Source organism: Nocardia sp. NPDC003269 (assembly GCF_042888005.1).
In the GTDB taxonomy this organism is placed as follows: domain Bacteria; phylum Actinomycetota; class Actinomycetes; order Mycobacteriales; family Mycobacteriaceae; genus Nocardia.
Genome location: NZ_JBIAPA010000003.1, coordinates 399,069 through 423,299, shown reverse-complemented (window position 1 = coordinate 423,299; position 24,231 = coordinate 399,069). Strand labels below are relative to the sequence as shown.

Below are 24,231 nucleotides of genomic sequence, written 5' to 3'. Positions count from 1 at the left end.
ACACGCTCGTCGTCTAGCGTCCGCGAGATGACCGATGTCGACACGCGTCCGATCCCCCGTGAGGTCAGCGAGATCGCCGATCTGGCCACCGCCGTGAACCTCGCCGACACCTCGGCGTTCACCGTCGACGACAGCGACGACGACGATCCGTTGCTGCTCACCGCGCCCGGCGGGCTGATCGTCGACACCTGGCGCGAGGGCTACCCCTACGACGAGCGCCTGGCCCGCAATCAGTACGAGCTGGACAAGCGGCTGCTGCAGATCGAACTGCTGAAGCTGCAGAACTGGACCAAGGCGACCGGGCGCCGCATCGTCATCGTGTTCGAGGGCCGCGACGCCGCGGGCAAGGGCGGCACGATCAAACGGTTCATGGAGCATCTGAATCCGCGCGGCGCGCGCGTGGTGGCACTGGAGAAGCCCTCGGCGCGCGAATCCACCCAGTGGTATTTCCAGCGCTACGTCGAGCACCTTCCCGCGGCCGGTGAGATCGTGCTGTTCGATCGGTCCTGGTACAACCGGGCCGGGGTCGAGCGGGTGATGGGTTTCTGCACGCCCGAACAGCATCGCCGGTTCCTCGCGCAGGTGCCGCTGTTCGAGCGGATGCTCGTCGACGACGGCATCGACCTGGTGAAGTTCTGGTTCTCGGTGTCGCCGCTGGAGCAGCGCACCCGCTTCGCCATCCGCCAGGTCGACCCGGTCCGGCACTGGAAGCTCTCGCCCATGGACCTGGCCTCACTCGACAAGTGGGAGCAGTACACCGCGGCCAAGGAAGAGAACTTCGAGCACACCGACACCGATCACGCGCCGTGGATCGTGGTCAAGAGCAACGACAAGAAGCGGGCCCGGCTCAACGCGATGCGTCACGTGCTCAACCGCTTCGAGTACGACAACAAGGACGAGGAGATCGTCGGTACCGCGGACCCGCTGATCGTGGGCCGCGGTCGCGACGTCATCGGTTCCTAGCGCACCAGCGCGGCGGTGTGCGCGGCGGCCATCAGGGTGGCCAGTTCGTCGCGTTCGGCGGCGTCGAGGGCATCCTCGAAGCAGGGCGCGATGAGCTCGTCGGTGAGGGCCTCCGCGGCGTCCCAGCGGGCCCGCTGATCGTCGGTGATCTGCTCGAACGGTTCGGACCAGCCGAGCATGCGCGCGTGGGTCGGGCCGTCCGACATCGGCGAACCCGCGATCAGGATCGCCTGCAGCGGGGTGAGACCGTGGGCGAGCACGGCGATCAGGTGCAGGCCGCCGCGCAGTTCGCGCAGCACGTGGGTCAATTGGAGCGCGGCCGCCCGGCTGTCGGTGGGCAGCGGCATCGCGCGCCAGCCGGCGAACAGCGGCAGCCCGGTCGACGGCGCGGCCGCGACGACCCGGCCGAGCAGCTCGGCGAGCCGCTCCGCGTCGTCGTAGGCGGCGAGTTTGCGCCTGCCGAAGTCGTGGCAGGCCGCGAGGTAGGCCGTGGCCGCGTCGGCCGCGGGCAGCGGCACCGATTCCCAGGCGGCCCGGATACATCCGGGTTCGAAGAAGCCGAAGGCCGCGGAGACGACGTCGGCGTCGACATCGCCGAGGACACCGCCCCGCCCGCGGGTGTAGGTGCCGTGGAAGCCGGGGACCCCGACCGCCTGCCCGAATTCCTTGGCCTCGCGCGAGATCATGAATGCCCCACCGAGTTCGAGCACCTGCTGTTTCACTGCTGTCGACGTCATCGTCTGCCTTTCGCTCTGTTCCACTCAGAGCAGACTTTAGCGTGCAATAGCCAGATTGGGCAGCCCCCTCGGCGAGATCGCCCTACGCTGAACCCATGACCAGCCGACCCCTCGTGGCGATCCTGTCCGGCGCCGGTGTCTCCACCGACAGCGGGATCCCCGACTATCGCGGACCGCAGGGCCTGTGGCAGCGCGACCCCGACGCCCAGAAACTGGTCACCTACGACTACTACATGCGCGATCCCGACATCCGCCGTCGTTCCTGGCTCATGCGCGGCGAACACCCGGCCTGGCGCGCCCAGCCCAACGCCGCCCACCACGCCGTGACCGCGCTGGCCGCGAGCGGGGTACCGGTGCGGGTGCTCACCCAGAACGTCGACGGCCTGCACCAGCTCGCCGGTCTGCCCGACCGCAAGGTCGTCGAACTGCACGGCAACGCCCGCACCGCCGTCTGCACCGAATGCGGTGACCGCACCACCACCGAGGCGGCGCTGGCGCGGATCGCGGCGGGCGAGGACGATCCGGCCTGCCTGCGCTGTGGCGGCATCCTCAAGACGGCCACCGTCATGTTCGGCCAAGCCCTCGATCCCGACGTGCTCGCCCACGCGATGGCGATCGCGCAGGCGTGCGGCGTGTTCATCGCGGTCGGGACGAGTCTGCAGGTGCAGCCCGCCGCCTCGCTGGCCGGGATGGCCGCCGAGCACGGCGCCCGGCTGGTCATCGTCAATGCCGAACCCACGCCCTACGACGCCCTCGCCGACGAGGTGATCCGCGAGCCCATCGGGACAGCCCTGCCGGCGTTGCTGGCCGCCCTCGGCTGAATCCGGCCCGGCGCGATCGTGCCGGCGCGGCTAGGCTCGGGACCATGACCGTCGATACCGGCGTGGGTAGCCGGAAGACATGGCTCACAGTCGAATTCGTCGTCCTCTTCGTCGGGGTGGCCGCGCTGTACGCGGTGTTCCTGCGCGGGGTCGGGCCGCTGCCGTTCCTGCTCGTCGTCGCCGGTGGTGTGGTCGTGTATCTGCGCCGTACCGGATTCGACCGCCGCGACTTCTGGCGGCCCGGGGCACTGCGTGCCGCGCTGCCGGGCATGCTCGCGGTGTGGGCGATCGCCGCGGTCGGGCTCGGGATCGCCGTCGCGGTGCTGCGCCCGGCGTCGCTGTTCGATCTGCCCCGCGAACGGCCCCTGCTGTGGGTGCTGGTGCTGGTGTTCTATCCGCTGGTCAGCGTGTATCCGCAGGAATTGCTGTTCCGCGCGTTCCTGTTCCACCGGTACGCGCCCGTGTTCGGTGACGGCACCCGGATGGTGGCCGCCAGCGCCGTCGCGTTCGGTATCGCGCATCTGATGTTCGGCAGCTGGCTGTCGGTGCTGCTCAGCACGGCCGCCGGGTTCTTGTTCGCCGAGCGCTATCGGCGCACCCGCTCGCTACTGACCGTGTCCGTCGAGCACGCGCTCTACGGCTGCCTGGTGTTCACGATCGGCCTGGGCGAATTCTTCTATCACGGTGCCGCCGGCTGACCGGATGAACCCGGCGCGCCGCTGTTCCGTATGACGGCAAGGGCCCGGGACGCGGCCACACGAGCGACGGAGGCCTGATGCGGGTGATGTTCGTGGCGATGCCGCTGCTCGGTCACCTGTTCCCGATGATGCCGCTGGCCACTCTGCTCCAGCGGCGCGGGCATCAGGTACTTCTCGCCACGGGCGGCGCCGCCGCCGATGCGGTGGGCGAGCACATCCCGGTCACCGCGGTGGCCCCGCCGATCCACTATCTACGCTCGGCGGTGCGCGGTCTCGGCGCCCACCCCCTGCTGGCGGTGCGCTCGGCGCACGGCATGGCCGAGCCACGCGGTGGCGCCCGGGTCTTCGCCGTCACCAACCGGCCGATGCTCGCGCCTCTGCTCGCGGCGGCCCGGGAGTTCCGGCCCCAGCTGATCGTGCACGAGCCGTTCGCCGCGGCCGCCGCGATCGTGGCCGCGCAGCTCGGCGTGCCCACGATCCTGCACAACATCGCCCTCGACGACGGCACCGTCCTGCGCCGGGAGCTGCTGCGTCTGCTCACCGACACCGATGTCCCCGCACCGGCGCAGACGCTGTCGATCGCGCCACCGAGCATCGTCGAGGTGAGCGGGCGCGCGCTGCGCTACACCCCGTACGCCCCGCCCGGCGTCACCACACCGGCGTTCCTGCGCGAACCCGCCACCCGTCCGCGCATCCTGGTCACCCGCAGCACAATGCTCGGTGACGGCCCGGACGCGATGCTGCGCGCGATCATTCGCGCCGCGCCCGCTGTCGACGCCGAGATCGTCATCGTCCGGCCCAACCGCGCGATCGCCCGCACCAGCGACCTTCCCGGCAATGTCCGCACGACGGGCTGGATCGCCCTGCACGAGGCCCTTCCACACTGCGCCGCCATGGTCGACCACGCGGGCGCGGGGTCGGTCTTCGCCGCCCTACGGGCGGGGGTTCCCCAGTTGGCCACCCCCGCCGCAGGCGACCGCGCCTGGAACGCCACCGCCGTGCAGCGCCGCGGCGCCGGACTGGCGGTCGCCGCCCGGGCGATCACCGCCGACCATCTCACGACCCTCATCAGCGATCCCGGCCTCGCCGCCACCGCCCGATCGGTGGCGGGCGAGATCGCCGCGATGCCCAGCGTCGCCGAGATCGCCGACGACGTGGCGACATTCGTGGCCGCCTGCTGAGATTCCCGGCCTACGCTACCGCCCGGCAGTTCCGAGCGGATCAGCGGTGCGGCGTGCCGAATTCTTCGATCAGCACGGGATACTGCTCGCCGCCGTGTCCCGCGGCGATCGCGCGATCGGCCATCGCCTTGAACAATCGCGGCAGTTCGGCGTTGACGCCCAGGGCCTCGCACTCCTCGATCAGGTGCGCCATCGACCGCGCGTCGGTCTCCAGCGCGGCGACCTCGGCGGGGAACGCGCCACTGTCGACCTGGGCGGCGTATCCGGGTAGCCAGGTCGCGACACCGGCGGCGATCTCCTGGGCGAACGGCGCGTAGGTGGCGGCGTCGACCCCGGCGACCCGGAGCATCGCGGTGCCCTGCAGCCAGGCGTTGAGCACGCTCCACATCATGGCCAGACCGGCGGCGTCGTAGAGCGACGCGAGCCCGTGGTCGGCACCGAGATGACGGACGGTACCGAGCGTGTCGAGGGTCGATCGGTGCGCGGTGGCGTCGTCGTGCGCGCCGCCGAGGAGGATGACCGCGTCGGCGGTCCCGATGGTCGAGGGGATCGCCATGATGGCGCCGTCGAGGTAACGGGCGCCGCGCGATACGGCCCAGCGGGCGGTTTCCCTGGCCTGGGCCGAGTCACCGGAGGTCAGATTCAGCAGGGTCGCGCCGGCGAGGACGGTGTCGCCGAGCAGGTCGCGCACGGCCGGGTAGTCGGTGACGCAGAGGATCGTGAGGGACCCGGCGGCGACGGCGTCGCCGAGGGTCGGGGCCAGGCGGGCGCCGCGGGCCACGAGCTCCTCGGCCTTGGCGGCACTGCGATTCCAGACGGTGGTCGGGTACCCGGCGTCCAGGAACGCGCCGGCGAGGGCACGGCCCATCAGGCCGAGCCCGAGAACGGTGACGGGTGTGGCGGTGGTGTTGTTCATGGCAGCATCGTCGACGTTCATACCGGTGTGAAGGTCAAGTGGAGGATGCGGATGCGGATCGGCGAACTGAGCCATCGGACGGGTGTCAATGCCCATCAGCTGCGCTATTACGAAGCGCAGGGCCTGCTGACGGCCGACCGGAGCGCGAACGGCTATCGCGTCTACGACGAGGGCTCGATCCTGCGCGTTCAGCAGATCCGGCACCTGCTGGGCGCGGGACTGTCCTCCGACGACATCGCCTATCTGCTGCCGTGCGCGCAGGGCGAGGTCCCCGAGTTGCCCGGGTGCCCGGAACTGCTGGGCGCCATGCGATCACGGATGCGGCGGATCACCGAGCAGATCGACCGGCTGGCCCGGTCCCGCGACGCACTGGCCGACTACATCGCGGCGGCCGAGCGCATCGGGGGCGACAGCTATCCCCCGTTGGACGGCTCCGGCCGCGAACCGGTCTCGGCCTGACGGTCAGGACCCGGCGGTCCAGGCGATCGCGGGCGGTGTCACTCGCGCGCACAGCGGGTTTCCGGTGGCGTCGGTGAGTCCGAGCCGGGCTTCGAGGACTCCGGAGATCGTCGCGGCGGCCAGGACGTCCGCGGGGACGTCGGCGAGCATCAGTTTCGCGCGGCGGAACATGGTGGGGGTGCCGTCTTCGCCCGCGGCGGTCCAGCTGAGGTAGACGAACCGCTCGCCGGGGCGGCCCTGTACGTAGGGTCCGCGAACATCGGTGCCGTCGACGGTGCATTCCAGTGTCCAGCCGACCGATTCCGCGTCGCCGGGCTGTGGATCGAGGAGTTCCCGCGGGCGGTTCTTGCGCTGCACGCCGACGTGGATGTCGGTGTAGCGCGGCGCTCCCGCTGGTCGGCACGACGAGCCGGGCATCCGGGTTCCCACGATGCGGATCAGCACCCGCTCATTCTCGCCCACGACCGACCTCACGGCTGGAACACCGTCGCCGCGATCCGCAGCGACGACCACACCAGCAGCGCGCCCGCGCCGATGGTGAAGAACACGATCATCGGAAGATCGCCGTCGTCCCGGGCTTTCGTGATGATCTTGATCGTGCCCGCCTCCAGGAACAGGGCCGCCACCAGGAGCGCGTTGATCGCGACCGCCGCCCACACCGCGCTCGGCTGATACGCCCAGTAGCTCGTGACCCACCCGAACAGCAGCGTGCTGGGCAGCCCGAACATCATCCAGCCGAAGCCGAGCACGACCAGGTTCTCCCCGTGCGCCTTCGGATCGGTCTCGGCGGCGCCCACCGGCAGCACCCGGCCGATCTGCACGACCGCGTGCCCGACGCAGGCCAGCGCACAGGCGACGATCAGCGCGAAGTATCCGTCCGCGGCGTCCAGCGGTGGGTTGCGTGCCCAGCGGAACGGCAGCCAGCCCGCGCACACCACCAGTCCGACGGCGAAGACCACTGCGGGCCGGGCCAGCAGGTGGACGCGCACGTAACCGGCGGGGAAGAGCTCGGCGCGCCGCCCGTACAGCCAGCCGACACACACCGGCGCCACGGCACCGACGAGCACCGTCAGCCAGCGCCACTGCGTCGGTGCCAAGAACATCGAGACCAGCGCGAGTAGCCAGCTCGTAACCACGAGGACGAGTGCCGGTCGCGCGAGTGCCGTCCACAGCCGGTCGGCCCGGACGGCGGCCTCGGCCATCGGATCGGGCTCCGGCGCCGGATCCACCTGCGCCACAGGACGTTCCGGCTCCCGGGTGCGGGGCGGGGTCGGCCACTCCCCGGCGAAGGCCGAGCCAGGGCACAGGACGAGGCTGTCGTCGGCGTGGTAGTCGTAATCGACATCGACCTCGCCGTAGTCGCGCATCAGCTCCATCCGCTCGGTGATGGCCAGCCCGTGCCACGGTTCCTCGCAGTGCGGGTTCGGGCAGTCGGGGTAGGTCGGGTCGTCGTAGTCGTAGCCGATGCGCGGTTCGCCGTCGCGCATGCTCTCCTCGACGAGCTGATCGATCTCGTCGAGCACTCGTTGCGCCGGTGCGGATTCGACGGTCGGGGTGGTGTCGACGGTGATCGCCCCGGCCGCGACCACGGCGTATTCGGCCGACACCACGTCGAGGTCCACCGCGACCGGCGCGGTCCGGAACCATCGACGCCGCACCGCGATCGCGTGGGCGGTGCCGCCCACCATCAGCCCGAAAAGGCAGACGTCGAAGACGGTGTCGCGCACCGGGTCCGACTCGATCGCCCAGATCTCCAGGACCAGCAGCCCCAGGTACGCGAGCGCGGCACCGGCCAGCGGCCACGACCGGGCTCGCACGGCGAGGACGGCGAACACCGGCCAGGTCAGCAGGCCGAGGGAGAGCAGCGGGACGAACGAGACGATCCAGCTGGCACCGTTGCGTACGGCTGACACGACCACTACCCCCACTGCCCGGACACGATCCGACGATCCTAGGGTCGCCGCATCATCGGGTCCACACGATTGGCGGCTACTCCGGGGTGGACGTCTCCGCGGGCCGCCGGCGATCGCGCACGACAAGGACGACGGCCGCCACGGACCAGATGACGGCGTAGGCGACCGCGCGCATCGGGCTCCAGTTGGTGAGCAGCAGGATCACGGCCACACCACCGAGGAGGCCGAGGATGCGGGTGGTGCTGGCCGGGCCGGTCATCCGGCGATCATCGCACGAGCGCGGTCAGCCGTCGACGCGGGCGTCCATCGGACGTGGCCGCGTCCCGGCGGGCGGGCGGCGCGTGCTCCAGGCCAGTGCCGGGACGATGAGCAGCGCGATCGCCGCGCCGAGGTAGGCCAGGCCGGGGTAGTCGGCCGCCGCCACGATCAGCCCGGAGCCGAGGCCGCCGCCCGCGCCCGCGACGGCGATCCCGACGTCGACGGTGCCCTGGGTGCGGGCACGGGTCGCCACGGGGGTGGCGTCGGCGATCATCGTGGTGCCCGCGACCAGGCCGAGGTTCCAGCCCAGCCCGAGCAGGCCGAGAGCGGCGGCCAGCGCGGGCACCGAGTTCGGCGGGGCCAGCGCGGCGGCCAGTCCGGCCGCGACCAGGGTGCCCGCCGCGGCGACGGCGACCCTACCGGCGCCGATCCGGTCGACGAGCATGCCCGACAGCAGCGAGGGCAGATACATCCCGGCCACGTGCACCGCGATCACAATGCCCGCCGCGCCGACGTCGTGGCCGTGGTGCTGCATGTGGATCGGGGTCATGGTCATGACCGCCGCCATCACCAGCTGGGTCACCACCATGACGGTCGCGCCCGCCACGATCGGCGCCGACCAGGTCGTGGTCGAGGTCGGTTCATCGGTGCCGGCGGGCGCGTCGGTGACGGCCATGTCCCGGGCCAGGACGAGCGGATCCGGTCGCAGCAGCACCCACAGCACCAGACCGGCGAGCAGGTAGGCCGTGCCGGAGAGCACGAACGGCCCCGACAGCGGCGGGATGCCCCAGGCGGTGGCCAGACTCGCCATGGGGTGCAACAGATTCGGGCCGACGACGGCGCCCACCGTGGTCGCGACGAGCACCGTGCTGATGGCGCGGGCCCGGTGCGCCGGGGTCGCCAGATCGGCGCCCGCGTACCGGGCCTGCAAGCTGGTCGCGGTGCCCGCGCCGTAGACGATCAGCGACGCGAACAGCAGGGCGATGCTCCCGGTGACGGCCGCGACGACGACACCGAAACTGCCGAGGGCCCCGACCAGATAGCCGGCGGTGAGGCCGGTCCGGCGTCCGGTCCGCTGCGAGATCCGGCCGACACCGACCGCGGCCGCCGCCGACCCGACGGTGAACAGGGCACTGGGCAGACCGGCCAGCCCCGTCGACCCGAGCATGTCCTGCGCCAGCAGCGCGCCGACCGTGATACCCGCGGCCAGTCCCGCCCCGCTGAAGATCTGGGCCGCCACGAGCACGGCGAGAGTGCGCCGCTGGGCCGGATGTTCGCTCATGATCGTCAACAGTGCGGCAAAGATGGACGCCCGTCCAATCGTTTCGTCGGCACACGATCGGAGCTGTCCAGTGTTGCGCTCACCGCGAGCGGATCAGGCGGCCAGGTCCATCCGCAGGAACTCGGTGATGCGCAGCAGCTTCGGTGGCCGGGTCACGTCGTCGGCCAGCGCCCGGAACGCTTCGGCCTCCCCCACGACGACCGGGGCGGTTAGATCGAGTTCCCGCCCGTCGACCCGCAGCCGCGCCCGGCCCGCGGCCAGGACGTTCTGCGCCCAGTCGCAGCGCGCGCCGTACACGAGGACGAACAGGTATCCGCCGTCGACGGGATAGGCGTCCAGGGGCGTGTGATACGTCGCCCCCGACCGACGGCCGACGTGGGTGAGCACCGGCCATTTCCCGCCCTTGATCGCGCGCGGATTGAACACCCGCTTGTTGATGTGACCCCACCACCGCGGCATCGGCATCGGGCTCTCCTCACTGTGACATCCCGGCTGGTCTTACACCTGTAAGGCTGACTTACATGTGTAAGACTGTCAAGGCCGTCCATCCTGGGAGCTGCGATGACCCGACCACCCCTCAGCCGCGAACGTGTCCTCGACGCCGCCATCCGCGTCGCCGACCGTGCGGGCGCCGAGGCGATCACGATGCGCCGGGTCGCCCAGGAACTGGGGGTGGAGGCGATGTCGCTGTATCACCACGTGCCGAACAAGGACGCGATCCTCGACGGCGTGGTCGACGCGGTCTTCGCCGCCATCGACCTGCCCCCCACCGACCACGACGACTGGCGCGACGCCATCCGCGCCCGCGCGCACTCGGCACACCGGGTCCTGGCCCAGCACACCTGGGCACTGGGCCTGATGGACTCCCGCCGCCATCCCGGCCCGGCGACGCTGCGCCACCACGACGCGGTGCTCGGGGTGCTGCGCACAGCCGGATTCACACTGCCGATGGCGGCGCACGCCGTCTCGCTGATCGACAGCTACGTCGGCGGCTATGTCCTGCAGGAAGCGAATCTGCCGGTGACGACGCCGACCGAGGTCGAGGACGTCGCGTCGGACATCCTCGTGAACCTGCCCGACGGCGAGTTGCCGTACCTCACCGAGCTCATCGTCGACCACGCGCTGCGGCCCGGCTACGACCACACCGCCGAGTTCGCCTACGGCCTCGACCTGATCCTGGACGGGCTGGAGAGCCGCCGCACCTGACACGACGACCACCGTCCGGGCGGGGAAACCCGCCCGGACGTGGACTACGGCCGCACCCTCAGTGACCGGCGGGGTCGGTCAGGTGCAGTCCCTCGCCGACTTTGATGCGGCGATGTTCGGCCAGCACGATCGTCACTCCCGTCAGCAGACACACGCCGCAGATCACCCCTGCGATCACTGCCCACCCGGCGAAGCCGGAACCCGCGGCCGTCAAGGTCGCGGCGAGAAAGACGATGCCGATGCCGATGAGGAGCAGTCCGGGCCAGTTGAGGGAGTCCTGGATGGATTCCCCCGCGTGGGAGCGGAAGGTGCGTTCGGTATCAGGGAACCTGTGTACGTGCGGATCCACGTGTGTCGCCCACGGGTCGGGATGTGTAGCCATGGCCTGCCGTCCTTTCGACGAGCCGTTCCATATCCCATGCCTACCCTTGATCCCGCCGATTCACCAGCGGTGTTGTGTGTCAGTCCCGACCGAGAACGAAGAAATAGGGATCGGGCAGGTCACGGAAGTCCATCAGACCGAACACGGTGTCCTCGTCGACCCGGCGGAACACGTCGATGATGGCCAGATGGTCGTAGACCATCGCCGCCGTCACGACCCCACGATGCTCTACCGACCGCAATCGCGCCCGATAGTCACGGGTGCGCAACGCCGGCTTCAGCACCCCGAGCAGGCCACGGCCCCGCCGTACGAGCGCGGGCGGCACCTTGTCGGCCACACCCAGTGGCACCCGCTTCGGGTCGACGGCGAAGATCTCGCCCGCGGGAGTACGGAACAGCAGCGGATGCACGCTGTCGACGCCGTCGAACTGCTTGCCGTACCAGCCCGACGCCGCGAGCAGGCCGTCGAGCCCGTGCCCGGTGGCCAGCTCGCGCCCGTGCCATCGACCGGTCAGCTCCGCGGGCGACACCGGCGCGAGACTGTCGAACAGCGCCAGCGCCGCCGCCCTGGTGCAGGTGGGTTCGAGCGCGGCGAGTTGGGCGGTGGCGGTCATGGCGTCCTCTCCGGAGCGGGTCATGCGGGCAGGCGCAGCGCGCCGGGCGCCGACTCGGGCACCACGGGCCGGGTGGGGGCGACGGGGCTGACCCGCTGATAGCCGGTACCCAGCGCCGGGCGGGGATCGGCCTCGCCCTTGTTGGGCCAGAACGCCATCGCCCGTTCGGCCTGGGCGGTGATGGTCAGCGACGGATTGACGCCGAGGTTCGCGGTGATCGCGCTGCCGTCGGCGATGTGCAGGCCCGGGTAGCCGTAGATCCGCTGGTACGGGTCGATCACGCCGGTGTCGCTGGAATCGCCGATCGTGCAGCCACCGATGTAGTGCGCGGTGGCGGGGATGTTGAAGATGTCGGTGGCGATATTGCCGCTGACACCGTCGCATTCGTCGGCGTACTTGCGGGCGATGTCGTGCGCCAGCGGAATCCACGCGGGATTCGGTTCACCGCCGCCCTGTTTGGTGACCAGCCTGCGGCCCTTGAGATACGAGGTCAGCGAGTTGTCCAGCGACTGCATGACCAGCAGGATCACCGACCGGTTCGAGGCGCCGTGCGCGTTCTGCGACCGCAGGAACTGGATCGGGTGCAGCAGCATCGTCAGCAGCAGGCGCAGGAACCGGAACGCGCCACCGTCGACCATCGGCACCGTCTGCAGGAACAGCGCGTTCTGCCCGGTGCCGTACGTGCACACCTCGACGTGGGTCTGCGGCTCGGGATGGATGGAGGAGGTGATGGCCACGCCCTGGGAGAAGTCCTTGCGGGACTTGCTGGTGACGCCGATGATCGCCTCGGAGTTGCTGCGGGTCAGCTCACCGACCCGGGGCGAGAGCTGCGGCAGCGAACCGTCGGCGCGCAGCTTGTGCAGCAGTTTCTGGGTGCCGAGCGCGGCCGCGGCGAACACCACCTGCTGCGCGGTGAACGTGCGCCGTTCCTTGCGCAGCCACCCGTTCGACGCGACGGTCTCGACCCGGTAGCCACCGTCGCCGTCGGGCGCGACGGAGGTGACCGTGGTCAGCGGATGTACCTGCGCGCCCCGGCTTTCCGCCAGATGCAGGTAGTTGACCGTGGTGGTGTTCTTGGCATTGTGCTTGCACCCGGTGAAGCAGTCCGAACAGTGGATGCAGCCCGCCCGTCGCGGGCCCGCGCCACCGAAGTACGGGTCGGCGACCTCGACGCCCTCCTCGCCTTCGTTGAAGAACACCCCGACCTGGGTGCGATGGAAGGTGTCGGCGACGTTGAGCCCGCGCGCGACTTGCAGCAGCACCTCGTCTTTCGGGCCGATCCGCGGGTTCTCCACGACGCCGAGCATCCGCTTGGCCTGGTCGTAGTAGGGCGCGAGTTCGCTCTTCCAGTCGGTGATGTGCGCCCACGCGCGGTCCTGATAGAACTCCGGCAGCGGTTCGTAGAGGGTGTTGCCGTAGATCAGCGAGCCACCGCCGACACCGGAGCCGCTGAACACAAGGCACTTGCCGAGCACGCTGATCCGCTGCGGCCCGGTCAGGCCCAGCCGCGGCGCCCAGATGGCCTTGGGGATGTTCCAGTTCGTCTTCGGGTAGTCCTCGGCGTTCCAGCGCCTGCCGGATTCGAGTACCCCGACCCGGTAGCCCTTCTCGGTCAGCCGCAGCGCGGTGACACTGCCACCGAATCCGGAGCCGACGACGATCACGTCGTAGTCGTAGTCAGTCATGCGGAGATCACCTCGTAGTCGGCGGCGTCGAATCGCGCCTGCTTCTTGTATTGGATTCCGAGCAGCGGCCAGTTCGTGGTGATCCGGCCGTCGGCCTGCCGGTACCACGACGAGCACCGGCTCCACACGCTGTCGGTGAGCTGGTCCTGGATCCGGGCGTCATAGGCCTGTTCGACCTCGGGCCGCACCGTCAGCGGCGCGCCGGTCGCGGCGAGATGGGCGACGTAGTCACCGAGGTACTCGGCCTGGGCCTCGAGGAAGTAGATGATCGAGCCGCCACCGGTATTGGTGTTGGGCCCGTACATGATGAACAGGTTCGGGAACCGCGGCACGGTCATGCCGTAGTAGGCGTGCGCCCCGGTGCGCCACTCCTGGTCGAGCGCGAGCCCGCCCGTACCGGTGATCGCCATCGGCGCGAGGAATTCGGTCGACTTGAACCCGGTCCCCCAGATGATGACGTCGACCTCGTGTTCGCGCCCGTCGGCGGTGCACACCCCGGACGGGGTGATCCCGGTGATCTTGTCGGTGCTCACCTCGACATTCGGCTGGGTCAGCGCGGGCAGGTAGCTGTCGGAGAACAGCATCCGCTTGCAGCCGATCGGATAGTCGGGCCAGACCTGCTCGAACAGGCCCGGCTTGGCCGCGGTCTGCCTGCGCATGTGCCACTTGGAGATCGCCCGGATGGTGGCGGCGAGCGGCTTGGCGTAGACCCAGGCCAAGCTGAGCCCCTCGACCACGCTGTACCAGGTGCCGCGCTCGGCCAGTTCGGTCACCGGCAGCTTCTCGAACACCCGATGGTGCAGGTCGCTGAATTCGCGATCCGGGCGCGGGACGATGTAGGGCGCGGTGCGCTGGAACAGGGTCAGTTTCCCGACGCGCGGCTGGATCTCGGGCACGAACTGCACCGCGCTGGCACCGGTCCCGATCACCGCGACGCGCTTGCCCGTCAGGTCGATGTCGTGGTTCCACTCCGCGGAATGAAAAGTGGTGCCCGCGAACGTCTCCCGGCCTTCGATGGCGGGCAGCGCGGGCCGGGAGAGCTGGCCGACCGCGGGCACGACGACGTCGACCTCGACCGAATCGCCCGAATCCAGGCGCACGGTCCACTTGCCGGTGGTGTCGTCGAACGCCGCCCCGGTGACCTCGGTGCCGAAGCGGATGTGGCGGCGCACGTCGTACTTGTCGGCGACGTCGCGGATGTAGTCCAGGATCGCCGGTTGCCGCGAGAAACGGTGCGGCCAGCGCGGATTGGGCTCGAAGGAGTACGAGTAGAACGGCGAGGGCACATCGCAGGCCGCGCCGGGATAGGTGTTCTCTCGCCAGACGCCGCCGACCTCGTCAGCCTTCTCGAACACGACGATGTCGTCGAAGCCCCGTTTCTTCAACGCGATCACGGCGGCCAGGCCACCGAATCCGCTGCCGATGACCGCGATCGAGGGTTTCATGGCGCACTCCGGTTGTCGAGGATGGTCCGAACACACAGCTCGGGGGCGTCGCTGAAGGGCAGATGGCCGCACCCGGGCAGATCGGTGTGGCGGGCGAACGGCAGCACCGCTCGCGCGCGAGCGCTCTGGGTGCGGTGGGTGAGCACGACGTCGCGGGTGCCCCAGGCGATCGTCACCGGGATGCCGGTCAGCGCGCCGGGGTCGTCGCTCGCGTCCAGGACATAGGTGGCGAAATCGTCGCGGGCCGCGGCGAAGGAGCTCGCGCCCGCCAGTCCGGCCAGGTCGACCCGGGCGGCGTCGGGGGCGACCAGGGTCGGATGCCCGAACATGACGGACAGCAGCGCCGCGCGCCCAGCGGGATAGTCGACCGCCTTGTCCAGCGCAGGACCGGCGAATCGCGCGACCGCGCGCATGGCGGTCAGCGACCCCTGGACCCAGCGCAGGCCGGGCCCGCCGTAGAAGCCCACCGGCGAGAAGGCGGTGACAGCGGCGGCGACACCGGTGCGCCCCAGCTCGAGCGCGATACCGCCGCCCATGGAGCTGCCGACGACGTGCGGGCGCCGGATGCCGTTGTCGCCGAGCCACTGCGCCATCCAGTCGGCATACCCGCGCGGGCCGGGCAGCACACCGGGCAGCGTCGGTGTGTCGCCGAATCCCGGCAGGTCGAGGGCGATCACCTCGTGCCGCTCGGCCAGGAGATCGATCACCGGCGCGAAGATCTGCCAGCGGCTGCCGAGCCCGTGCACCAGCACGATCGGCGAGCCGGCGCCCCGGCGGATATGAGAGATCTGCGTCATCGCAGCCCTTCATTCGTAAAAAACAGTTACTGCGTACGGTTTCTTGATTGCATCAGGTTGCTGTCCCTGCGTCAATAGGCAATCGCACGTCGATTCGCGCGCCGTTCGCTCTTGTTACCGTCACCGCGTACGATTTGTCGGGTGACCCTGCAACAACCGCGCCGCACCCAGGCCGAACGCCGGGCCTCGACCAGGGCCCTGATCCTCGCCTGCACGGCGGAATGCCTGCTCGAACGCGGCTACGCGGCGACCACCGTCAGCGCCGTCCAGGAACGCGCCGGACTCGCCCGCGGCACCGTGCAGCACCACTTCCCCACCCGCGCGGAACTGCTCATCGCGGCCACCACCCGCGTCGTGGACCTGCGCCTGGAACAGTTCCAGCGCGAAGCCGAACTCCTGCCCGCCGGCCGCGACCGGCTGCAATCGGTCGTCGACCTGGCCTGGCGCGACCTCAACAGTCCCGCCTTCTTCACCGCCCTGGACCTGTGGGTCGCCGCCCGCACCGACACCGAGCTGCGCGAACGCCTCGTCCACGAGGAGCGCCGCGTCTTCACCGAGATGCGCAGGCTCTACCTCGACGTCGTCGGCGAACCGTACGCCTCGGACCCGCGCGCGGAAGTCCTCGTCGAATTCACCATCGACCTGCTCACCGGCCTGTCGATGACGGCCATGCTCACCGGCACGCTCGGCGAACGCGAAGCGGTCGTACGCCGCTGGAAGCGCGCCCTGGCCGTCCTCGTCGGCCGCCTGCCCAGCGACGAGCTCCTCGACGGCAGCCCCCTGCCCGCCATCGCCGACTGAATCCCTCCCGCGATCAGCCGATCCCGGCCAACCCGTTCCAGCACAGGGCGACCGTCGTCTCCACCGCGTCCTGCTTGGGAATCGGCCTGCCCGTGTCCAGCCACAGCCGCGCCGCCTGATGACTGGCCCCGACCACCCCGAACGCGCACGCGAACGCCCGCGCGTCGTCCATCCCGGCCGCGCGCAACTCGGCGCTCACCAGCACCGCGCACTCGCCGAAGGCGTGCCGGGCCCGCCAGCGCACGCTCGGTTCGCTGGGCACCGGCGATTCGTAGATCAGCACGTGCCCGTCCGGGTCGTCGTCGACGAAGTCGAAGTAGGCCCGCACCGCGCGCCGAACCTTGTCCTCCTGGCCACTGGCGCCGGTCAGCGCGTTGCGGATCCCGCCGACCATCCGGTCCAGATGATGTTGCAGCACCGCCAGATACAGATCGAGCTTGTTCGCGTACAGGGTGTAGAGCACGGGCTTGCTCATGCCCGCCCGCAGGCCGATCTGGTCCATGCTCGCGCCGTGATAGCCGTGCGCGACGAACACCTCACGCGCGGCGTTCAACGCCGCGAGCAACCGTTCGGCGCGTGCCGCCACCGTCGCCGCGTTCGACGGGATGTCCTCGTCCTCGGCGCGCAGGATGTCGCTGTGCAGAATCGTCATGAGCGGGACCGTTCGCGGGAGTAGTCGTTCACCATGTCAGCACCGGCTTCACCACACGCCCGGCGCGCTGGTCGGCGAGCGCGGCATCGACCTCGGTGTGCGGGTACCGGCCGATGAGCGGGTCGACCGGGAACCGCCCCTCGGCGTACAGCCCGAGCAGGTGCGGCAGGAACGTCGACGGCACGCTGTCGCCTTCCAAGCATCCGCGAATCGACTTGCCGCGCAACACGATATCGCCGACATCCACCGGCGGGGTGCCCGTGCCGAGCCCGACCGCGACCACGGTCGCACCCGTGGCCAGCGCGGCGACGGCGTCGCCGAGCACCGCGGGCACGCCGGTGGTATCGATCGCGTGGGTGACACCGCCACCGGTGAGCGCACGCAGCCGCGGCACGGTCGGCCCCTCGGCGGGGTCCAGTGCGGCCTCGGCACCGAGCTCGAGCGCCAGTTCCCTGCGCGCCGCCGAAGTTTCGACCACGACCACCCGTACGCCCTCGACCGTGCGCGCCGCCAGCAGCGCGGCCATCCCGACCGCACCCGCCCCGAACACCGCCAGCCAGGCCCCCGCCGTGGGCCGCAGCACGTTGAGCACCGCGCCCGCCCCGGTCTGGAAACCGCAGCCGAACGGCGCGGCCACGGCCAGGTCCAGCGCCGGGTCAACGACGATCGTGTTGTCCTCGGTGGTCAGCGCGTATCCGGCGAAGCTCGACTGGCCGAAGAAACCGTCCAGTACCGGGACGCCCTCGCGCGACACCCGCGCTCCCTCGTGCGCGCGCCGGCCGAACTGGTTGAGCGCGACCGAACGCTGACAGTAGGCGGGCCGCCCGTCCACGCAGGTCGCGCACTCGCCGCAGTGCCGGAACGTCAGCACGACATGATCGCCGGGCCGCACCGCGCGCACCTCGGGCCCGACCGCGGCAACGACACCGGCACCCTCGTGCCCGAGCAGGATCGGCCGATCCGCCGCACCGGCGCGCCGGGTCACCAGATCGGTGTGACAGATGCCCGCCGCCGCGATCCGCACCAGGATCTCCCCACCGCGCGGCTCGTCGATCTCGACGTCCTCGATCGAGAACGCCGCGGCCGGATCACGCGACAGGACCGCCGTCGTGCGCATCAGGACACCCGTTCCAGCAGGAAGTAGAAGTGCTCGCCCTTGGACAGGACCAGTTCGGCGCGCCCGTTCATGATGCCCATCAGCGTTTTCTCGTCGAGCCACTTGAAGTGGTCGAACACCGCGCGCCCGTCGTAGACCATGGTCGCGGTCACCTCGCCGCGGAACTCGATGTTCCACAGCGTCGCCTCGCCCTGCCCCAGTTCGACATTGGAGAACAGGGTGCCGTCCTCGGCGCGGCAGATCAGCGGCTTGGCGTCGTCGACGGCGAGGAAGTTCTTGCCGTACCAGCGGCTCGCGGGCAGCGCCCGGCACAGCGGGTGGCCGGTCTGGAAGGCGTCGCCGCGCCATTCGCCGAGGATGTCGTCGGTGCGGGCCGGGCGTAGTCGGGTCCATAGCGCGTCCAGTTCGGCGGTGGAGACGCCCTCGGTCTGCTCCCGGAGTTGCTGCCAACGTGGCTTGTCCGCGCCCATGGTGTCCTCGTCTCGCCGATTCCAGAACCATCTGGTTCCGAACGGACCATAGTTCCGAACCAGTTGGTTCGGCAAGAGGGGTACGATTCCGGCCATGCGTGCGGCAGGCGAGGCAACCCGGGAGCGAATACTCGCTGCCGCCAAGGCGGAGTTCGCCGAATACGGCATCGCCGGCGCCCGGATCAACCGCATCGCCGACGCCGCCCACGCCAGCAAGGACCGCCTCTACGCCTACTTCCCCGGCAAGAACGAGCTCTACGCGGCCGTCACCGAGCGCTGGACCACCGAAACCGCCGAGGAGACCGCGCTGCGCGCCGACGACGTGCCCGCCTACGTCGGCCGCCTCTTCGACCACTTCGTCGCCCACCCCGACAACGCGCGCCTGCAAGCCTGGTCCGACCTGGAACCCGAAGGCGCCCACATCGGACCGCTGCTGCGCCGCACCATCGACGCCAAACTGACCGAACTGCGCCGCGGACAACGCGAAGGGCTGCTCACCGACGCCGTACCGCCGGTCATCCTGCTGCGCATGCTCTCCGACCTGACCCGCACCAATGCCATGCAGGCCCGGTTCGCGGCCGAACGCGGCGACACCGAACAACTCTCGACCCGCCGCGCCGCGACCGTCTTCGCCGCCGCCCGCATCATCGCGCCCTGAGCCGCCGCTATCGTGGGACCGGTGGGGACCGTGTGGGCGTCGTGGGGGCATGTCCTGATCGTCTGGCTGGTGGCGGTGCCCGTGCTGGCGGCCGCGACCGCGCTGCTCGTCCGTCGCAGGCTCCGCGCCGGACTACCGCGTAGACAGGCGTTGCGGCATTCGATCGCCGAGGTCGGGATCCTCGGCGCCACGCTGCCGTGGGTGTGGATGATCCTCACCCCCGCCGCCGGAACACCCGCGATCAGCGTGGTGCCACTGCGGGACCTGCTCGACACCCTCGGCGCGGCGCCGGGCACCGCCTTCGTCCAGGTCGGCGCCAATCTGATCCTGTTCGTGCCGTTGGGTTTCCTGCTCCCCCTGCGGTTTCCGCGCCTCGCGGGCGTGCTGCGGATGACGGTGGTCGGCGCACTCGTCTCGACCACGCTCGAGCTGCTCCAGTACGTGCTCGCGCTGGGCAGGGTGTCCTCGATCGACGATGTCCTGCTCAACGCGGCCGGGGCGGGCCTCGGTGCCGCGCTGGCGGCGGTTCATGTCGCTCGCAGGGAATCCGGGTCCTCGCACAGCGACCGGGTACTGCGTCGGCTGGGCTGGGCGAGCTGACCTCGCGCCGCGCGGGCTCCTAGGGTCATGCGGGTGAGTACAGATCTTCGCGTCTTCTTCTTCGGCGACTCGTTCGTGCAGGGTATCGGCGACCCCGAGTACCGGGGCTGGGTGGGCCGCGTCCTCGCGGCCACCGGCGCCGGAACGACCGCGTTCAACCTCGGAATCCGGCGCAACACCTCCACGGACGTCCTGCGCCGCTGCTGGACCGAGATCGAGCCGCGCGTGCAGACCGACGCCGATCAGCGACTGGTCCTGTCCTTCGGCGCCAACGACGCGGTCGAGGAGAACGGCGCACCCCGAGTCGATCCGGATCGCACCCTGGACAATCTCGCGACCATCCTCGACGGTGCCCACCAGCGCGCGCTAGCCCCGCTGGTGGTGGGCCCGCTGCCGGTGATCGATGCGGGCGGACCACATCTGCGCCGTGTCACGAAGCTCGCCGAACAGATGGGCGCGCTGTGCCACGCGCGGGAGGTCCCGTTCATCGATGTCACCGCGGCCCTGGCCGAGGACCCGATCTGGTGTGCGGAGGTGACGGCAGGCGACGGCGCGCATCCGGGCAGCGAGGGTTACCGCCGGCTGGCCGAGCTGGTCCTCGCGGGCGGCTGGCACGACTGGATCGCCCGGCCGCGCGGCTGAACTCAGCCTGCGGGGGTCGCGCGCGGGTTGTCGGCGAACCTGATCTGGAGCAGCTGGCGGGCGATCACCTCGGTGAGGTGCTCGCGGGTGGTGGCGAACTCCCCGCGCATCCACGCCGCGACCAATTCGAGGGTGCCGCTGACCACGGTGTAGGCGGCCATCTCCGAATCCAGTTCGCCGGTCGCCGATTCCGGGAACAACTCACGACCCACCGCGGCCATGGTGCGGGCGATGGCGTGCTGGGTGGACACCCGCGCTGATTGCAGCGCCTCGGTGCTGTGGGCGGTGAACAGCAGGGCGGACCGGCGCGGGTCGGCGATCAGGAAGCCGAGGGCGGCGTCGGCGGCCGCGTGGACCTGACTGTCGACGTCGGGGGCGGCGGCGCGGGTGGCGGTGACCACGGCCGCGATGCCCTCGGTCGTCTGGTCGTCGGCCAGCGCCGTCAGCAGCACGTCGCGGTCGGCGAACTGTTCGTAGAAGTAGCGGTCGTTCAGCCGTGCCCGGGCGCAGACCGCCCGTTTGGTGACCGCGGGGGCGCCGCCCTCGGCGAGCAGATCCAGTGCCGCCTCGAACAGGGCCGCCCGGCGGCGCGCGCGACGCTCGTCGGCCGTCACACCCGCGTAGGCGCGCGGCGTCGCGGAATCCTCACCCATGCTCTTGACCATCCCGCCATTCTGGTGCACTCTGACACCACACGAGTTTCTGGAGTCGCATGACACCAGAATAGCGCCGGAACAAAGGAGTTCCCATGACCTGCCCCGTGCCCCACCTCGCGACCGCGACGACGCCCGACCACGTCTCCGACGCCGTCGCCCGCTTCGAACGGGTCGGCGGCTCCGTGCTGTTCAGCCTCTTCGGCGTCGGCCTGTTCGACCAGACGATGCTGCCGCCGGTCTCCGCGGCCCTGGAGGACACCGGACGCGCACGCACCGAACCGTGGGCCCGCGCGGTCCGCACCGCCGCCGCCGACCAGCTGATCTACCACGGCGAAGACCCCGACCGGGCGACCGAAGCCGAACGCCTGATGGTGCTGCACCGCGACGTCAAAGGCGTCGGCCCGGACGGCGAACGGTACTCCGCGCTCAACCCCCAATCCTGGAACTGGATCCTGTACTCCACCTTCTTCGTCCAGCGCGGCGCCTACCTCGCCCTCACCGACGGCGAACCGACCCGCGCCGAGAACCAGGCCATCTGGGACCACTACCGGCACAAGACCGCCGGCCTGCACCTGCCCGGCAAGTCGCGACCGATCGAGGACTACACCGAACTCGTCGCCCACTACGCCCACCTGGCCGCCACCGAACTCCGGCCCACCCCCGCCCTGGCCACCGCCGTCGCCACCGTCCGGCACGCCCCGCGACCGTTCTTCCTGCCCGCCGCCTCCGGACCGCTGTGGCGGCTCAGCTCACCCGCGCTCGGCCACCTCCTGATGGTGCTCGGCTGCGGCATCATGCACCCCGACGTGCGCGCCCACATGCCCTACCGCTGGACTCGCCGCCACGACCGCGAATTCCAGGCGATCACCACCGCCCTGCGGGTGGCCTTCGACCGCCTGCCCGCGACCGTCACCGACTCCCCCATGGCCCGCAACCGGCGCAAATACCAGCAGCTCGTCAACAAGTACCGCGACGTCGGACTCACCTCCTTCGCCCCCGACGCCGCCCTCCGCTGACCGGTCAGGGCGCGTCGCCGTAGACGACGAGCCAGATGGCCCGCCCCAGCGCCGCGGCCAGCTCCCCGTCCTCGATCCCGGTGTCGGCGGAGCAGGCCACGGCCATCGTGCGCTCGACCATCGAGGTCAGGATCACCGCGGTGGCGCGCGGATCCAGCTGCGCGGCGACCCGTCCCGCCGCCCGATCCGCCGCCAGCCGCGCCCCGACCAGCTCGGTGAACGCGGCCACCCGCGCCCGCCAGTAGGCGCCGACCTCCCGGTCGTACGCGGCGACCTCACTCAACGCCAGCAACAGATAGCGGTGCGCCCGCACCCCCTCGATCATCGCGGCAGCGGCATCGACGACACCGGCCTGCCGCTCGGTGCGCTCGGCACTCCACCACCGCTCCGCGGCCGCGAACAGATCGGCGGTGGCCAGCTCACCCAGCCGCACCAGCAGACTGCTCTTGTCCGGAAAATACCGGTAGAAGGTGGATCTGGCCGACCCCGACGCGGCGGCGATCCGCTGCACCGCCAGCTCGGTGAACGGAGTGCCGTCGGCCAGCAGATCCTCCACCGCCCGCAACACCCGCGGCTCGAACTCCGAACGACGGTCACCGGGCGACTTCCGCGCCGACCGCGGAACACGGGTCAGCGAGGACATCGGCGGCTCCCGAACTGCTCGGCCGCGAGCCCACGTGCGTCGACCATGCGCCCATTGTGCCCCGCGACCACCGCCGTGGACCGGCAACGGCCGAGCGACCGTGAATCCGCTGCCGCCACGCTCTGTTGACAGTGGTCGCCGCCGACCGGATCATCTTCTCGGACACACTGTCCGAGACTCGATGACCGAGGCGGTACCCATGCTCGATTCCCCCGTCACCTCGGCCGAGTCGGCCGACGTCGTCATCGTCGGCGCGCGCTGCGCCGGCGCGGCGACCGCAGTGACGTCGGCACGAGCGGGCCGCAGCGTCATCGTCCTCGACGCCGCACCCCTGCCCTCGGAAACCCTGTCCACCCACCTGCTCTGGCCCGCCGGACTCGCCGAACTCCGGACGCTGGGCGTCCTCGCCGACGTCGAGGCCCTCGGCGCACCCCGGCTGACCCAGGCCTACGCCGAAGGCGCCGGCTACGGCATCACCTCCACCTTCCCCACCGTCGACGGCATCGACTACGCCATGTGCGTGCGCCGCACCGGCCTCGACGACGTCCTCGTGCGCGCCGCGATCGCCGCGGGCGCCGACGTCCGCACCCGCTGCCGGGTCACCTCCGTCCTCTGGGCAGGCGATCGCTGCGCCGGCGTCCGCTACACCGACCGCACCGGCGCCGTCGTCGAGATCCGCGCCGCACTGGTCGTCGGCGCCGACGGCAGGCACAGCACCATCGCCCGCGCCGTCGGTGCCGACGAACCGTTCCTCACCGTCCCCAGCGGCCGCGACTGCTACTACGCGTACTGGCGCGACCACGGCGACACCCCGCGCGACACCGCCGCCCAATGGCGCGCAGGCGCCGATCTCGGCACCGCGTTCCCCTGCGACGACGGCTTGGTCCTGAGCCTGGTCCAGCCACCGGCGAGCCGGGAACGCTCCGGCCCGGGCGAAGCCGAACGCCGCTACACCGACGCCGTCGCCCGAATTCCCGCCCTCGCCGCCCGGCTCGACGGCTGCGAACGCGTCGGCCGCGTCCGCTCGGCCACCGGCATCGCCTCCTACTTCCGCCGATCCACCGGCCCCGGCTGGGCACTGCCCGGCGACTCCGGCCACTTCAAGGACCCGGTGACCGCCCAGGGCATCCGCGACGCCCTACGCTACGGCCGACTACTCGGGGAGACGGTGGCCGCCACCCTCGACGACCCGGCCGCACTCGACCGGGCGCTGCACGAGTGGGAACGCCGCCGCATCATCGACTGCCGCGCCATCTTCCACTGGACCAACCGCCTCGCCCGCGGCGAAGCCATGCACCCCTTGGAGATCGAGCTCTACCGCCGCGCCACCACCGACCCCGAACTGGCCCGGATCACCACCGGCATCTTCTCCCGCACCCGCCCACCCGCCGACCTGCACACCCCCGCCCTCGCCCTGCGACTGGTCGCCGGTGCGCTGCGCCATCAGCGCGGCAACGCACCGGCCGTCGTCGCCGACCTCGCCCGCGAGATCCGCAGCGCCACCCGCAACGCCCTGATCACCCGGACCACCCTGCGCGGCGAGGTCCCCCGACCGGCGCCGCCATCAGCCCCCAGCACGCCGCTGCTCGCCACGGCCCAGGGCGAATCCCACTGACCCGG

29 protein-coding genes are annotated in these 24,231 nt (G+C 70.8%); 12 read left to right on the top strand and 17 right to left on the bottom strand.

Going from position 1 to position 24,231, the window contains the following annotated elements:
- Positions 1-27: 27 nt before the first annotated feature.
- Complete coding sequence (gene ppk2 / locus ACFYWJ_RS21920; RefSeq protein WP_355272223.1) at positions 28-963, top strand: polyphosphate kinase 2; 936 nt, start codon at positions 28-30, stop codon at positions 961-963.
- Here the strand turns inward: ppk2 and ACFYWJ_RS21915 are convergent.
- Positions 960-1,700 (bottom strand): hypothetical protein, encoded by a 741-nt coding sequence (locus tag ACFYWJ_RS21915; RefSeq protein WP_355272225.1) that lies wholly within the window; start codon positions 1,698-1,700, stop codon positions 960-962. The two genes, ppk2 and ACFYWJ_RS21915, sit on opposite strands and share 4 nt — an antisense overlap.
- 95 nt (positions 1,701-1,795) lie before the next feature.
- On the opposite strand from ACFYWJ_RS21915, the gene ACFYWJ_RS21910 reads away from it, so the two are divergent.
- The 3 genes from ACFYWJ_RS21910 to ACFYWJ_RS21900 all read left to right on the top strand — a co-directional run bounded on the left by ACFYWJ_RS21910 (position 1,796) and on the right by ACFYWJ_RS21900 (position 4,400).
- Positions 1,796-2,521, top strand: a complete 726-nt coding sequence (locus ACFYWJ_RS21910; RefSeq protein ID WP_355272227.1) for a Sir2 family NAD-dependent protein deacetylase — start codon at positions 1,796-1,798, stop codon at positions 2,519-2,521.
- 44 nt (positions 2,522-2,565) lie between these two features.
- The gene (locus ACFYWJ_RS21905) at positions 2,566-3,219 is read left to right on the top strand and encodes a CPBP family intramembrane glutamic endopeptidase (protein ID WP_355272228.1); all 654 of its coding nucleotides are present in this window, start codon (positions 2,566-2,568) and stop codon (positions 3,217-3,219) included.
- A gap of 77 nt (positions 3,220-3,296) precedes the next feature.
- Positions 3,297-4,400, top strand: coding sequence for a glycosyltransferase (locus tag ACFYWJ_RS21900; RefSeq protein ID WP_355272230.1), 1,104 nt, complete (start codon positions 3,297-3,299; stop codon positions 4,398-4,400).
- A gap of 40 nt (positions 4,401-4,440) precedes the next feature.
- On the opposite strand, the gene ACFYWJ_RS21895 is transcribed toward ACFYWJ_RS21900, so the two are convergent.
- Positions 4,441-5,316 (bottom strand): NAD(P)-binding domain-containing protein, encoded by an 876-nt coding sequence (locus tag ACFYWJ_RS21895; RefSeq protein ID WP_355272232.1) that lies wholly within the window; start codon positions 5,314-5,316, stop codon positions 4,441-4,443.
- Positions 5,317-5,367: 51 nt separating this feature from the next.
- On the opposite strand from ACFYWJ_RS21895, the gene ACFYWJ_RS21890 reads away from it, so the two are divergent.
- Positions 5,368-5,775 (top strand): MerR family transcriptional regulator, encoded by a 408-nt coding sequence (locus ACFYWJ_RS21890; protein WP_355272234.1) that lies wholly within the window; start codon positions 5,368-5,370, stop codon positions 5,773-5,775.
- Positions 5,776-5,778: 3 nt separating this feature from the next.
- Here the strand turns inward: ACFYWJ_RS21890 and ACFYWJ_RS21885 are convergent, their stop codons facing one another.
- The 5 genes from ACFYWJ_RS21885 to ACFYWJ_RS21865 form a co-directional block, all read right to left on the bottom strand.
- Positions 5,779-6,237, bottom strand: coding sequence for a DUF5990 family protein (locus tag ACFYWJ_RS21885; protein WP_355272236.1), 459 nt, complete (start codon positions 6,235-6,237; stop codon positions 5,779-5,781).
- An 8-nt stretch (positions 6,238-6,245) separates the two neighbouring features.
- Positions 6,246-7,688 (bottom strand): hypothetical protein, encoded by a 1,443-nt coding sequence (locus tag ACFYWJ_RS21880; RefSeq protein ID WP_355272238.1) that lies wholly within the window; start codon positions 7,686-7,688, stop codon positions 6,246-6,248.
- A 76-nt stretch (positions 7,689-7,764) separates the two neighbouring features.
- Complete coding sequence (locus ACFYWJ_RS21875; protein ID WP_355272239.1) at positions 7,765-7,947, bottom strand: hypothetical protein; 183 nt, start codon at positions 7,945-7,947, stop codon at positions 7,765-7,767.
- Positions 7,948-7,971: 24 nt separating this feature from the next.
- Positions 7,972-9,228, bottom strand: coding sequence for an MFS transporter (locus ACFYWJ_RS21870; protein WP_355272241.1), 1,257 nt, complete (start codon positions 9,226-9,228; stop codon positions 7,972-7,974).
- Between the two features lie 93 nt (positions 9,229-9,321).
- Positions 9,322-9,693 (bottom strand): nitroreductase family deazaflavin-dependent oxidoreductase, encoded by a 372-nt coding sequence (locus tag ACFYWJ_RS21865; protein ID WP_355272243.1) that lies wholly within the window; start codon positions 9,691-9,693, stop codon positions 9,322-9,324.
- A gap of 96 nt (positions 9,694-9,789) precedes the next feature.
- Between ACFYWJ_RS21865 and ACFYWJ_RS21860 the strand changes: the two genes are divergently transcribed.
- Positions 9,790-10,434, top strand: coding sequence for a TetR/AcrR family transcriptional regulator (locus tag ACFYWJ_RS21860; protein WP_355272245.1), 645 nt, complete (start codon positions 9,790-9,792; stop codon positions 10,432-10,434).
- A gap of 58 nt (positions 10,435-10,492) precedes the next feature.
- On the opposite strand, the gene ACFYWJ_RS21855 is transcribed toward ACFYWJ_RS21860, so the two are convergent.
- The 5 genes from ACFYWJ_RS21855 to ACFYWJ_RS21835 all read right to left on the bottom strand — a co-directional run bounded on the left by ACFYWJ_RS21855 (position 10,493) and on the right by ACFYWJ_RS21835 (position 15,356).
- Positions 10,493-10,816 (bottom strand): hypothetical protein, encoded by a 324-nt coding sequence (locus ACFYWJ_RS21855; RefSeq protein WP_355272246.1) that lies wholly within the window; start codon positions 10,814-10,816, stop codon positions 10,493-10,495.
- Between the two features lie 79 nt (positions 10,817-10,895).
- Positions 10,896-11,429 (bottom strand): DUF4334 domain-containing protein, encoded by a 534-nt coding sequence (locus ACFYWJ_RS21850; RefSeq protein ID WP_355273037.1) that lies wholly within the window; start codon positions 11,427-11,429, stop codon positions 10,896-10,898.
- Positions 11,430-11,449: 20 nt separating this feature from the next.
- Complete coding sequence (locus ACFYWJ_RS21845) at positions 11,450-13,114, bottom strand: GMC family oxidoreductase (protein ID WP_355272248.1); 1,665 nt, start codon at positions 13,112-13,114, stop codon at positions 11,450-11,452.
- Positions 13,111-14,559, bottom strand: coding sequence for an NAD(P)/FAD-dependent oxidoreductase (locus ACFYWJ_RS21840; RefSeq protein ID WP_355272249.1), 1,449 nt, complete (start codon positions 14,557-14,559; stop codon positions 13,111-13,113). The genes ACFYWJ_RS21845 and ACFYWJ_RS21840 overlap by 4 nt, the downstream gene beginning before the upstream one ends.
- A complete protein-coding gene (locus ACFYWJ_RS21835) occupies positions 14,556-15,356 on the bottom strand; it encodes an alpha/beta hydrolase (RefSeq protein ID WP_355272251.1) in 801 nt (266 codons plus the stop codon). The genes ACFYWJ_RS21840 and ACFYWJ_RS21835 overlap by 4 nt, the downstream gene beginning before the upstream one ends.
- A gap of 141 nt (positions 15,357-15,497) precedes the next feature.
- Here ACFYWJ_RS21835 and ACFYWJ_RS21830 point away from each other — a divergent pair, with 141 nt between their 5' ends.
- On the top strand, positions 15,498-16,157 hold the full coding sequence (locus ACFYWJ_RS21830; protein ID WP_355272253.1) for a TetR/AcrR family transcriptional regulator: 660 nt from the start codon (positions 15,498-15,500) through the stop codon (positions 16,155-16,157).
- 13 nt (positions 16,158-16,170) lie between these two features.
- Here the strand turns inward: ACFYWJ_RS21830 and ACFYWJ_RS21825 are convergent, their stop codons facing one another.
- From ACFYWJ_RS21825 to ACFYWJ_RS21815, 3 genes are read right to left on the bottom strand one after another with little or no spacing between them, the layout of a single operon-like run.
- On the bottom strand, positions 16,171-16,809 hold the full coding sequence (locus tag ACFYWJ_RS21825) for a TetR/AcrR family transcriptional regulator (protein ID WP_355272254.1): 639 nt from the start codon (positions 16,807-16,809) through the stop codon (positions 16,171-16,173).
- A 28-nt stretch (positions 16,810-16,837) separates the two neighbouring features.
- A complete protein-coding gene (locus ACFYWJ_RS21820; RefSeq protein ID WP_355272256.1) occupies positions 16,838-17,926 on the bottom strand; it encodes an NAD(P)-dependent alcohol dehydrogenase in 1,089 nt (362 codons plus the stop codon).
- On the bottom strand, positions 17,926-18,396 hold the full coding sequence (locus ACFYWJ_RS21815) for a DUF4334 domain-containing protein (RefSeq protein ID WP_355272258.1): 471 nt from the start codon (positions 18,394-18,396) through the stop codon (positions 17,926-17,928). The genes ACFYWJ_RS21820 and ACFYWJ_RS21815 overlap by 1 nt, the downstream gene beginning before the upstream one ends.
- Before the next feature lie 94 nt (positions 18,397-18,490).
- Between ACFYWJ_RS21815 and ACFYWJ_RS21810 the strand changes: the two genes are divergently transcribed.
- Genes ACFYWJ_RS21810 through ACFYWJ_RS21800 form a run of 3 tightly spaced genes read left to right on the top strand, consistent with a single transcriptional unit; the run spans position 18,491 to position 20,296 of the window.
- Complete coding sequence (locus tag ACFYWJ_RS21810; RefSeq protein WP_355272260.1) at positions 18,491-19,054, top strand: TetR family transcriptional regulator; 564 nt, start codon at positions 18,491-18,493, stop codon at positions 19,052-19,054.
- A gap of 21 nt (positions 19,055-19,075) precedes the next feature.
- Positions 19,076-19,654: a VanZ family protein gene (locus ACFYWJ_RS21805; RefSeq protein ID WP_355272261.1), complete on the top strand. Its 579-nt coding sequence runs from the start codon at positions 19,076-19,078 to the stop codon at positions 19,652-19,654.
- 33 nt (positions 19,655-19,687) lie between these two features.
- Positions 19,688-20,296 carry a GDSL-type esterase/lipase family protein gene (locus tag ACFYWJ_RS21800; RefSeq protein WP_355272263.1) on the top strand — a complete coding sequence of 203 codons (609 nt, stop codon included), beginning with the start codon at positions 19,688-19,690 and terminating at the stop codon, positions 20,294-20,296.
- Between the two features lie 2 nt (positions 20,297-20,298).
- Here the strand turns inward: ACFYWJ_RS21800 and ACFYWJ_RS21795 are convergent, their stop codons facing one another.
- Entirely contained in the window at positions 20,299-20,961 is a 663-nt protein-coding gene (locus ACFYWJ_RS21795; RefSeq protein ID WP_355272265.1) for a TetR family transcriptional regulator, read from the bottom strand.
- Between the two features lie 83 nt (positions 20,962-21,044).
- On the opposite strand from ACFYWJ_RS21795, the gene ACFYWJ_RS21790 reads away from it, so the two are divergent.
- Complete coding sequence (locus ACFYWJ_RS21790; protein ID WP_355272266.1) at positions 21,045-21,968, top strand: oxygenase MpaB family protein; 924 nt, start codon at positions 21,045-21,047, stop codon at positions 21,966-21,968.
- 4 nt (positions 21,969-21,972) lie between these two features.
- On the opposite strand, the gene ACFYWJ_RS21785 is transcribed toward ACFYWJ_RS21790, so the two are convergent.
- Entirely contained in the window at positions 21,973-22,611 is a 639-nt protein-coding gene (locus ACFYWJ_RS21785) for a TetR/AcrR family transcriptional regulator (RefSeq protein WP_355272268.1), read from the bottom strand.
- 199 nt (positions 22,612-22,810) lie between these two features.
- On the opposite strand from ACFYWJ_RS21785, the gene ACFYWJ_RS21780 reads away from it, so the two are divergent.
- The gene (locus ACFYWJ_RS21780; protein ID WP_355272269.1) at positions 22,811-24,226 is read left to right on the top strand and encodes an NAD(P)/FAD-dependent oxidoreductase; all 1,416 of its coding nucleotides are present in this window, start codon (positions 22,811-22,813) and stop codon (positions 24,224-24,226) included.
- Positions 24,227-24,231 lie beyond the last annotated feature (5 nt).